This is a genomic window from Pontibacillus yanchengensis Y32 (assembly GCF_000770635.1).
GTDB classification, from domain to species: Bacteria; Bacillota; Bacilli; order Bacillales; family BH030062; genus Pontibacillus; species Pontibacillus yanchengensis.
The window spans coordinates 43,502-54,392 of record NZ_AVBF01000025.1; the positions used below are offsets into that span (position 1 = coordinate 43,502).

At 40.3% G+C, this 10,891-nt stretch carries 11 protein-coding genes and 2 tRNA genes; 3 read left to right on the forward strand and 10 right to left on the reverse strand.

The features are described 5' to 3' along the window. Positions 1-79: 79 nt before the first annotated feature. Complete coding sequence (gene groES, locus N782_RS10505) at positions 80-364, reverse strand: co-chaperone GroES (RefSeq protein WP_036819338.1); 285 nt, start codon at positions 362-364, stop codon at positions 80-82. Positions 365-625: 261 nt separating this feature from the next. Between groES and N782_RS10510 the strand changes: the two genes are divergently transcribed. Both N782_RS10510 and N782_RS10515 read left to right on the forward strand, forming a co-directional pair. After that, positions 626-1,360, forward strand: a complete 735-nt coding sequence (locus tag N782_RS10510) for a CPBP family intramembrane glutamic endopeptidase (protein ID WP_036819340.1) — start codon at positions 626-628, stop codon at positions 1,358-1,360. 7 nt (positions 1,361-1,367) lie between these two features. Next, complete coding sequence (locus tag N782_RS10515; protein ID WP_036819341.1) at positions 1,368-1,565, forward strand: YdiK family protein; 198 nt, start codon at positions 1,368-1,370, stop codon at positions 1,563-1,565. A gap of 210 nt (positions 1,566-1,775) precedes the next feature. Here N782_RS10515 and N782_RS10520 read toward each other — a convergent pair whose 3' ends face one another. From N782_RS10520 to moaC, 3 genes are all read right to left on the reverse strand, one after another. Further along, positions 1,776-3,197 carry an MDR family MFS transporter gene (locus N782_RS10520; protein WP_036819342.1) on the reverse strand — a complete coding sequence of 474 codons (1,422 nt, stop codon included), beginning with the start codon at positions 3,195-3,197 and terminating at the stop codon, positions 1,776-1,778. Between the two features lie 178 nt (positions 3,198-3,375). Further along, positions 3,376-4,038, reverse strand: coding sequence for a redox-sensing transcriptional repressor Rex (locus N782_RS10525; RefSeq protein WP_036819362.1), 663 nt, complete (start codon positions 4,036-4,038; stop codon positions 3,376-3,378). Further along, a complete protein-coding gene (moaC, locus tag N782_RS10530) occupies positions 4,035-4,547 on the reverse strand; it encodes a cyclic pyranopterin monophosphate synthase MoaC (protein ID WP_036819344.1) in 513 nt (170 codons plus the stop codon). The genes N782_RS10525 and moaC overlap by 4 nt, the downstream gene beginning before the upstream one ends. 287 nt (positions 4,548-4,834) lie before the next feature. On the opposite strand from moaC, the gene N782_RS10535 reads away from it, so the two are divergent. Beyond that, positions 4,835-6,769 (forward strand): ABC-F family ATP-binding cassette domain-containing protein, encoded by a 1,935-nt coding sequence (locus N782_RS10535; RefSeq protein WP_036819346.1) that lies wholly within the window; start codon positions 4,835-4,837, stop codon positions 6,767-6,769. Between the two features lie 835 nt (positions 6,770-7,604). Here the strand turns inward: N782_RS10535 and tsaD are convergent. From tsaD to N782_RS10565, 6 genes are all read right to left on the reverse strand, one after another. Next, complete coding sequence (gene tsaD, locus N782_RS10540) at positions 7,605-8,651, reverse strand: tRNA (adenosine(37)-N6)-threonylcarbamoyltransferase complex transferase subunit TsaD (protein ID WP_036819348.1); 1,047 nt, start codon at positions 8,649-8,651, stop codon at positions 7,605-7,607. Then, positions 8,651-9,097, reverse strand: a complete 447-nt coding sequence (gene rimI, locus N782_RS10545) for a ribosomal protein S18-alanine N-acetyltransferase (protein ID WP_036819349.1) — start codon at positions 9,095-9,097, stop codon at positions 8,651-8,653. The genes tsaD and rimI overlap by 1 nt, the downstream gene beginning before the upstream one ends. Next, positions 9,090-9,800, reverse strand: a complete 711-nt coding sequence (gene tsaB, locus N782_RS10550; RefSeq protein WP_036819352.1) for a tRNA (adenosine(37)-N6)-threonylcarbamoyltransferase complex dimerization subunit type 1 TsaB — start codon at positions 9,798-9,800, stop codon at positions 9,090-9,092. The genes rimI and tsaB overlap by 8 nt, the downstream gene beginning before the upstream one ends. After that, positions 9,797-10,255, reverse strand: coding sequence for a tRNA (adenosine(37)-N6)-threonylcarbamoyltransferase complex ATPase subunit type 1 TsaE (gene tsaE, locus N782_RS10555; protein ID WP_036819354.1), 459 nt, complete (start codon positions 10,253-10,255; stop codon positions 9,797-9,799). Before tsaE ends, tsaB begins: the two co-directional genes overlap by 4 nt. 260 nt (positions 10,256-10,515) lie before the next feature. Further along, positions 10,516-10,592, reverse strand: a tRNA-Asp gene (locus tag N782_RS10560). A 114-nt stretch (positions 10,593-10,706) separates the two neighbouring features. Continuing rightward, positions 10,707-10,783 (reverse strand) — tRNA-Met (locus N782_RS10565). Between the last annotated feature and the right edge of the window lie 108 nt (positions 10,784-10,891).

A 10,891-nucleotide genomic window follows, 5' to 3' on the forward strand; every position in this document is an offset into this window, starting at 1 on the left:
TTCATTTATCGATTTCGCTGTGCTATGTAGAGAATGGGCTTATCCCATTTTCCTCCCTAAAAGCAGCAGTCTAAGTTTATTAAGAAAGTACTGCTAAAATATCATTTTCACGCAGAATTAAGTATTCTTTGCCTTCGAATTTCACATCTGTGCCGGCAAATTTCGAAAAGATGATGTGGTCGTTTTCAGAAACCTCTAGTGCAACCTTTTCTCCATTGTCAGTTACACGGCCTGAACCTACAGCAACAACTTTACCTTCTTGAGGCTTTTCTTTCGCAGAGTCCGGAAGCACAATCCCGCTTGCCGTCGTCTCTTCTTGTTCAATAACCTCAATTACAACACGATCACCTAATGGCTTTAACAAATCAGACACCCTCCTCATTAGTCTTCAATATGATTTCTCATGTTATCTGATTTATTAGCACTCTCTGTGTGTGAGTGCTAACACATTTATTATAATAATGAATTGTTCAGAAATTTGCAAGTAAAAAGATGTATTTTTTCCATAAAAATTTCCTCTTTATTTTTTCTATAGAATCGGAGTGCTAACGTTTAATAGTTCGTCTAAATTTGTGTTACAATACGTAGAATGAAAGAAATGTGTGTGTAAAGGAGTCGTTGTATTTTGCCAAGACGATATTGGTATGTCATGTTAACCTATATACTTATGCAACTTTCTGGTTTCGTAGGGGTTCCGTTCCTTGGAGCAATCTGGGGTTTCGACCTTCAGAATCTTACAGACGATCAGAAAAGCCAACTTATCGTGACATGGAATTTAATCAGTTTTCCATCAGCTCTAATTATTATCCTATTACTACTTCGACCTGATATGAAAGAAACCTCCCTCACAAGAAAAGATTTACCAATAAGTAAACTTTTAGGCTGGAGTTTATTAGGTATCATTTTGGCCTATGTAGCACAAATTATAGCTGGACTCATTGAAATGGGGCTTGGCATCCCTCAGGCATCAGAAAACACGCAACAATTAATGAATTTCGCCAAAAGCATGCCAATCTTCATTATAATCATTACAGTCTTAGCGCCAATTCTTGAAGAACTTTTATTCAGGAAGATTTTATTTGGCTCCATATACAAGAAAACTAACTTCATTATTGCAGCACTAATTTCTTCGTTAATTTTTGCTGTCGTGCACATGGATTTGATGCACACCATAAAATATACTGCAATGGGCTTAGTATTTGCCTTTTTATATGTACAAACTAAGAGAATTATCGTACCAATCATTGCTCATATGGCAATGAACTTAATTGTAGTACTGATTCAATTTACCATTGATCCAGAGCAAATTGAGCAATGGGAAAAGCAATTAGAACAAGCTCAAACAATTATTGGAGGCTAAATCCTTTATGCGAACGTCACCTCTTTTGATGGCCTTCCTCTATTTCATTATGGGAGGTATCTTCACGTATATTGCGATTCAAAGTGTAGACGGGACGATCTGGAATTTCATCACGATTTTACTAGTCATCGTTGCTACATTTGATTTTGCAGTATGCATCCGTTTAGTAACATTGCACTTTAAGATGAAAAACTCAAAGAAATAAACAGATTAGACAGACTCTCTTCAACAAAAGGGGGCTGTCTTTTTTTCTTCATATACCAAGGGATAGGATATTCGCAAAAATTCATGGTTTATTCGCGTTATTCCTGAAATATTCGCGAAATACTAAAGATATTCGCCATTACCGCCATATATTCGCAAAACCATTTATACCAACCACGCCATCATACAAAAAGCGCAATGACCATCACAGTCATTGCGCTTCTTTTGCTTCTTCCTCTTCTTCATCATCTTGCACACCTTTCATAAAGAAGGAGAATGGTAAGGCGATTAACACTAACACAGTGGAAACCAGGAAAGCCTCATTTAACGTTTGTAGCGTAGCTTCCGTCATATTGGGCTGACCAGCGGCAATTTGTGCTCGTCTTGTTTCATAGTAAACAGAGAAGAAAACAATGCCTAATGAGGACGCTATCTGTCGTAGCACGTTGTTCATGGCAGAGCCTTGGGCAACGAGGTGTTCTGGAATAGCATTCATCCCTGCTGTCGTAGCTGGCATGTTGCTGAACCCTAACCCCATGCCTCGGACAGCATTGAGGGCTAAGATGACCCAATAAGGGGTAGATAAGCCAATGAAGCCTAATCCCGTCGTAGCACTTGCCAGTATAAGCAAGCCAATCGGAATGACCCATTTTGGACCTTTTTTGTCCAATATGCGTCCCCCTACTGACATAAAGATGCCACTCGCAGCTGCTGCTGGTAGGAATAATAATCCTGTTAGCACTTCACTTAATCCATATACTTCTTGAATCAACAACGGTAGTAAAAAGATTCCCGAGAATAATCCAATCGATGCGGAACCTGTTACAATTGTGGATATAGCATAGGTAGGCACCTTAAACACCGAAAGATTTAGTAACGGCTGTTGTTGTTTATCTTCAAAGCGGACAAAGGCAATAATCGCTACTATACCGCCTACAATGAGAGCAATGTTACTCCACTGCGTTAATGCCTCTAGTGTTTTTCCTCTTCCAAGAGCGTATAGGACACTCCCAACACCAATCGTAACGAGAAGAAATCCGATATAATCAAATTTGAGTTCTGGATTCTTTTCTGTTTCTTTTAGAAATTTCGTGGATAAAATGATCCCTATAATACCAAATGGAATGTTAAATAAGAACAGGAACGGCCAGGCAAAGTATTGAATAATCACACCACCTACCGTAGGCCCTATTGCTGGAGCTACCATAGCTGCTACACCGTAGACACCTACAGCGAGTCCCCGTTCATTCTTCGGAAAGGCATTAAAAATCAACGCCATGGCAATGGGCATCATTAATCCACCTGCTATTCCCTGTATGGCACGAGATAAGATAACTAGGCCTAGACTAGGCGATAAGGATCCTGAAATGGAACCCACCATAAATATAATAAGTCCACTAATATATACTTTCTTTTTACCAAAACGGTCTCCTAGAAAACCAGTCAGGGGCATGGTCATCCCCATCGCTACCATAAAGATGGTTAGCATCCAACCAACACTTACCGCGTCAGAATCAAAAATCTTAATGAAACGTGGCAATGTAGGATTCAACATACTATTATTTAAAATGACCGTAAAGGTTCCAAATAGAACCGAGACCACAACAAGCCATTTCTTTGGAAGTCTACTCATTGTATCCCCCTTCCTCTTTTATTTCGCTACTCGAAGTATTTTTCTACTATACCATATGCTCAAATAGGAAAGATAATATAATGTTTACCCAATTGCTTATTCTTATGAAAAGTATGAATAGGCTCTTTTTCGCTAAACAAACAAAAAAACTCGCAAAATGCGAGCTTTTGGTGAAACATTATTCTTCTTCAGGCTCTTCCACTTCTTCTTCATCCATTGGATAATGCTTCAGGAAGTAAACTAGTGCTTGCAGTTCTACTGCTAAGTCAATATGATGAACCCGTACATGGGCTGGGACATTGATTCGTGCTGGCGTGAAATTCAGAATCCCAACTACCCCCGCTTCAATCATACGATCGGCTATTCCCTGGGCAGCTTGTGCTGGCACGGTTAGAATCGCGACAGAAACATCCTCGTTTAAGCGTTCCTCTACTTCATCAATATGATAGACAGGGACGCCTCCTATATCATTGCCTATTTTCTCAGCATTAGCATCAAAAGCCATTTCAATTTTTGTATTATTATTTTTCGTGAAATTATAGTGTAGGAATGCTGTACCAAGGTTCCCGACACCTATTAGGGCTACTTTCGTTGTTTCATCTTGATCTAATGTTTTACGGAAGAACGTTACTAAGTAATTCACGTTATAGCCGTATCCCTTTTTCCCAAGTGCACCAAAATAGGAGAAATCTCTTCGGATGGTAGCAGAGTCTACTTTGACAGCTTCACTCAACTCTTTAGAAGAAACTCGTTGCTTCCCTTGACTATGTAAGTTGTTGATAAACCGATAGTATAGTGGAAGCCTTTTGGCTGTGGCCTGGGGTATTTTATGTTGATCTATTTCCATGAGTCCTCCCCCTTGTCTTCGGCCGATCTATGATAATCGCCAGATTTGCCACCTGTCTTTTCTAGTAAGTACGTTTCCCCAATAATCATTCCTTTATTAAGTGCTTTACACATATCATATACGGTTAATGCCGTGGCAGACGCAGATGTTAGCGCCTCCATTTCCACGCCGGTACTCCCTTTTGTTTTCACCTTCGCTTGGATTGTTAAACGATGACCTCTCGATTCCTCTGACCATTCAAACGAAACGTCGATTCCTTTTAACGACAATGGATGGCACATAGGTATCCAATTCGAAGTGTTTTTGGCTGCCATAATGCCAGCCACCTGAGCTACGCCCAATACGTCGCCTTTTTCTAGTTTGTTTTCTGTAATGGCATGAAATATTTCTTCGTCGACCAAAACACTGCTACATGCAATGGCAGTACGAACACTATCCTGTTTCTCTGATATATCTACCATATGTGCACGACCTTGCTCATTAAAATGAGTAAACTCACTCATATCAATACCTCCTTATACCAAGAGCGCAGGCGGGGAGAATCAACTTGATGATAAGATGCCTTAGATCTTTTCTATTAAAAAAGCTCACTCGCCCAGTCTTTACCTCGTGACAAGCACAGACTCCATTCGATAAGATCGAAGTAGCCTATTATTTATATCTATTATATGCACTAAATTGTACCAAAAAAGATCCTCATCGTATATTATTCTGACATGCATGATGAAAGCGATCATCTTGCTTCTAACGCCAAGCATAAGATACACTTAACTCATTGAGGTGAACGATCATGATTTTATTGCAAGCCAATAATATAACAAAACGTTATGGCGCTGATCTTATTTTATCTAATATTAAATTAGAAGTACACACCAATGATCGGATTGCCATTGTCGGTCGAAATGGTGCGGGTAAATCGACCCTACTAAAAATAATGGCAGGAGAACTTCCATATGAAGGTGGAGAACTCCATAAACCTAAAGAAGCTACATTAGGCTACTTGGAACAACACACTGGCCTTGAATCGGATAAAACGATTTGGGATGAAATGATTAACGTTTTCGCCCATCTCCGTGAAATGGAACAAGAATTACGCACAATGGAACAGCAAATGGCTGATCCAGATCTAATAGAAGATCAAACTCGTTATCAAAAGCTATTAAAAGATTACGATGAAAAACAATTGCGTTTCAAAAATGAGGGCGGCTATCATTACGAAGCAGATATTAAAGCTGTCTTAAACGGCCTCCAATTCAAGGAGTTCGATTTAAATACCAAGATCGAAACGCTAAGTGGTGGTCAGAAAACAAGGTTAGCACTAGGTAAGCTACTTTTATCCAAACCTGATATTCTAATCCTGGACGAGCCTACCAACCATTTAGATATTGATACGCTAAACTGGTTAGAGCAATATCTACAAGGGTATGAAGGGGCCGTCGTTATCGTTTCCCACGACCGCTACTTTTTAGATAAAGTCGTGAATGTTGTTTATGAGATATCTCGCCATTCCTCTGAGAAATTCCTCGGAAACTACAGCAACTACCTTGATCAAAAAGCTGCCAACTATGAGCGCGACTTAAAGCGATACGAGAGACATCAAGCTGAAGTGAAACGAATGGAAGATTTCATTCAAAAGAACATTGCCAGAGCATCTACAACAAAACGTGCTCAAAGCAAACGTAAACAGTTAGAAAAGATGGAGACAGTCGAAAAACCGGCGGGTGATGAGAAGTCTGCTAAGTTCTCTTTTGATATCAATCGTCGTAGTGGGAATGACGTATTAAAGGTTAGAGACCTTACATTCCAATATGACGATATGAATAAGCCTGTCTTCTCCAATGTTACCTTTGATGTAAATCGCCTGGATCGGCTTGCGCTTGTTGGCCCAAACGGCGTAGGAAAAACAACATTGCTCAAAACGATCACCGATTTCTTCCAAGCCAATGATGGTACGATACAGTACGGCGCAAACGTACAGATAGGATACTACGACCAGGAACAAGCCAGGCTTCAGTCGAACAAAGAAGTGCTACATGAATTATGGGATGAGTACCCTAACATGGATGAGAAAGATGTTCGCACCGTGCTTGGTAATTTCTTATTCACAGGTGAAGACGTACTAAAATCGGTAAACTCTCTTAGTGGTGGCGAAAAGGCACGATTAGCGCTAGCAAAGTTAATGCTAGAAAAGTCTAACGTTCTTGTATTAGACGAGCCAACCAACCACTTAGATTTAGATAGTAAAGAAGTATTGGAATCTGCATTAATGGATTATCCAGGTACCATTCTTTTCGTTTCTCACGACCGTTATTTTATCAACAAAATCGCTTCGCAAATTTTAGAGATGCAAGGAGATTCCACAACCCTTTATCTCGGAAATTACGATTATTATGTAGAGAAGAAACAAGAGGAACAAGAAATTGCTGAGTTTGAGCAACAATCCAATCCAGATTTACAAGAATCCACATCTGATAACAAACTAGACTATGAACAAGACAAAGCCCAAAAACGTGAAGCAAGAAAACGACAACGACGAATCGAAGAAATCGAAGCAGAAATTGTGGAACACGAAGCGAAGATTGAAGAAAATGATGATTTATTATGTCAGCCTGATATTTATCAAGACCATGAGAAATCCCTCGAGCTGACAGAAGAGAACAACACGTGCAAGCAAAAGATTGAAGCGCTCATGGAAGAATGGGAGCAGCTTCAAGAAGAGGAATAATATCCACACCCTAGTCCACATCATGGGCTAGGGTGATTTATTTGTCATGAATGCAATTGTGGATGAATATGCACACTTATACCCATGAAAGCGCATGTATTGTCGATTTATCGCGATAAAAGTGAATACACACAAGTTATCCACCACTTTTTACACAACTAATCTTTGAAATAGTGGGTTTTTCACAGGTTTATACACATTATCCACATTTATCAACAGACTTATCCACAATTTCTGTACACATCCACAACCTCACAATGACAAAACTCTACAAATTCTTATCCACACATCTGTGAACAACCTGTTGAAAACTTATCCCCCATAAGCCGTTTATCCTATGCATAAAAGCAAAAGCGTAAGCGCCCGTTTAGCCGGCCCACACGACGTGGGTTGGTTCGATGTTGCTACGTGATGTGGGCCTACAGGACGTAGGTCAGTTCGATGTTGCTGCATGATGCAGCGATTTTAATCGAACCTCCTTCAACCCAGAACTTCCCCTGATTCCGTAGGAGATAAAGGCAACACGAAAACATGAGTGATTCGATGTTGACTTATCGTAAGGAGGTGCAGGAAGTTTGCTAGTCGCTGGGCGCTGGAGCTGGACGTGGCGCATCTCTTTTTCAGTATACTCAAGCATTGAACTTTATAATTTCCTAGATAAAAGCAAAAGCTCAGGGCGCCCGGTTAGCAAGACTGTATTAATAGCTTGGCGCTAGAGTTGGATATAGGCATAATCTCTTTAGCTTCATACGTTATACACAAGCAAAGATTATTTCATTTTTCCACGTACAAATAGAAATGCTGTTACTTCAAAAGTAACAGCATCTTCATTCATCTAGTTTGTAGCTGTGCTTCTTCTAGCATACTTCTCTAACGTTAAAGAAGGATTCCCATTAAGGTCCCATCCTGCTCGGTGACCTTGCTCATAAGCAATACTACCAGCAGCAGCAATCATCGCTGCATTGTCTGTACATAAAGATAATGGAGGGATTAGCAGACTCATCCCTTCTTCCTCGCTGAATTGATCATTCAAGCGTTCACGAAGGCCTTTATTGGCTGCTACACCACCAGCTACAATCACCTGATTGACATTATATTGTTTGGCAGCTTTATAGGTTTTCGTAGCCAGTACATCCACCACACTTGCCTGAAAGCTCGCTGCAATATCTTCATCCTTATAGGTAATCCCTTTTTGCTTTGCATTATGAAGCGTATTAATAACAGAAGATTTTAAACCACTAAAACTAAAATCAAATGATCCTTCCCCTAGCCAGGAGCGAGGAAAGTCAATCGTAGCTTCCCCTTGATGGGCAAGCTGATCAATATGAGGTCCTCCTGGATAAGGTAGCTTTAACGTACGCGCCACTTTATCATACGCTTCCCCTGCAGCATCATCACGTGTTTCACCTATAACGTCGAAAGATCCATGCTCCTCCATTAGGATAAGCTCTGTATGCCCTCCTGAAACGACCAGGGACAGTAGTGGAAATTCAAATTCCTGTTCCAATCGATTGGCATAAATATGGCCTGCAATATGGTGAACTCCTACCAATGGCTTCTGATGAGCAAATGCCAACGCCTTCGCTGCATTTACACCTACTAGTAGTGCTCCAACGAGTCCTGGACCTTCTGTAACTGCTATCGCATCTATATCGTCCATACTCATATTCGCCTGGTTAAGTGTTTCCTCCAACACCATCGTAACTTGCTCCACGTGATGTCTAGAAGCAATCTCGGGAACAACGCCTCCAAAGCGTTTATGGCTTTCAATTTGCGAAGCGACGACATTTGCAATAAGCTCTTTGCCATCTTTCACAATTGCTACAGCTGTTTCATCACAGCTTGTTTCAATTCCTAATACATATTGAGCTGTTTTTTCCATTATAATTTCACCCACATTACTAAAGCATCTTCATGATTATCCGTATAATAATTTTTTCGAATCCCACCTGGAATCAACCCAAATCTACGATACATCTTTTGTGCTACAACATTTGATACTCGAACTTCTAATGAAAGTTGAATGGCACCTAATTGTCTTGCATGTGTCAAAACGGCGTTAAACAAAGCATTACCTAAGCGTTTTCCACGGTAACTAGGCAAGATGGCTATATTGGTTACATGAGCTTCATCAATAATTAACCACAACCCACAGTATCCAATAATCGTACCTTCTATCTCAATTACATAATATAAAGCATAAGGATTATCATGAAGTTCATGATCAAATGCATCACGAGTCCATGGCGTCGCGAAGCATTGTTCCTCGATTGTTAAAATACTATCAATATCCTCATCGACCATTCTCCGTACAATTGCATTACTCATCTTTCTGCTTCTCCTGTTGAGCAGCAAGCCATTTCGATTCAGCTTCTGCTAGTCGTAAGTAATTAGGAGTAAGCTCATGAACAGAACTAGGTTCACGAGAGATGGCAAGCTTCGCAATTTCTCCAGCACGAGGTAAATGCACCGGTAAATCCTGTGGACAAACTGCCTGGTTACCAAGTTGCTCTTTGATGACAGGTTGATGAATGGATAATTGACTACTTAAGAATAAAATTGGTTTTTCATAACTACGGACACGCTCTATCCAATCAGTCAAAAGCATATTTACCTCATCTTCCACTGGCACTAGGTCCCCATTCTCTGAAGCATATAAGCTCGTATATACCATTCCCCTTCTTGCATCAAAGAAAGGACAAACATATCCATCAAAGAAATGTCCATTACGTGCAATAACTTCTAAGCTCGAGATTGCTACAACAGGAATACTAAGAGACCATGCCAATGTTTTCGCAGTCGTTAAACCAATACGAACCCCAGTAAAAGATCCAGGTCCATTTGCTACAGCAATGCGGTCCAAGTCCTGGGGAGTCATATTGGTTTCCTTCATCAAATGATCAATAGCTGGCATTAACTGTACGGAATGATTTCGCTTCACATTTGTACTGTATTCCGCTATTACCTCGTTCTCTCTAACTAAAGCAACTCCTAACGCCTGATTAGAAGTATCTATGGCAAGTACATTCATTTCATTAACTCCTCACAAACACGTTCAAAGTCTTCTCCAAGCGGAGACAATTCTATTTTACGTTCCGTTTCTCCATTATAAGATAGTCGAATATCCAAACGACGAGTTGGCAGATAAGGTGCTATAAAATGTGCCCATTCCACAACAGACACCCCATCACCATGAAAATATTCATCAAAACCTATATCTTCATCACTATCCTCTAAGCGATAAACATCTAAGTGATAAAGAGGCAGACGACCCTCATATTCTTTTACAATCGTAAAGGTAGGACTGTTCACGGTTCGTTTTACACCTAACCCTTTGGCCAACCCTTTCGTAAAGGTTGTCTTACCAGCACCCAAATCTCCTTCTAGAGTAAGAACATCACCAGCATGTAAGAAGGAAGCAAGTTTTTCTGCAAAGCTAGCTGTCTCTTCAGGGGATTGGGTACGAATCGTATAATTGGAGCTCATACGTAACACCAACTTCCGTTTAAAATCCATTATGCTAATCTATATCATAGCAAAAACAAGGCGAAAAAGAAAAATTCTACCTTATCTCTTTTTATCAGATGAGTTATGAGCAGAAGCATACTAGATGCTGGGCAGTAAAGCTAGACATAGACTGACCCTACTGTACAAAGCCTTAAATGATAAAAAAGTCCATTAGAAAAGCCTTAGGAAAATTCCTAAGGCTGTGTAAACAATTGAATATGTAATCCATTTTAAAAAAATGGCGGTCCGGACGGGACTCGAACCCGCGACCTCCTGCGTGACAGGCAGGCATTCTAACCAACTGAACTACCGGACCATTTTGAAGTGATTCTCTACTATATATGTAGTAAGAAAAAAATTGGTTGCACCAAAGCACTACTATTATTTTCTAACAATGATGTTTAATCGACGTAGTAAGAAAATAAAAATTTGGTTGCGGGGACAGGATTTGAACCTGCGACCTTCGGGTTATGAGCCCGACGAGCTACCAGACTGCTCCACCCCGCGGTAATATTAAAAATCTAAATCCTGAACATGCTCATAACTTCATGTTCTTAAGAAGAAATAGATACGAAAGCATGGCGGCGTCCTACTCTTGCGGGGGTGAAACCCCGA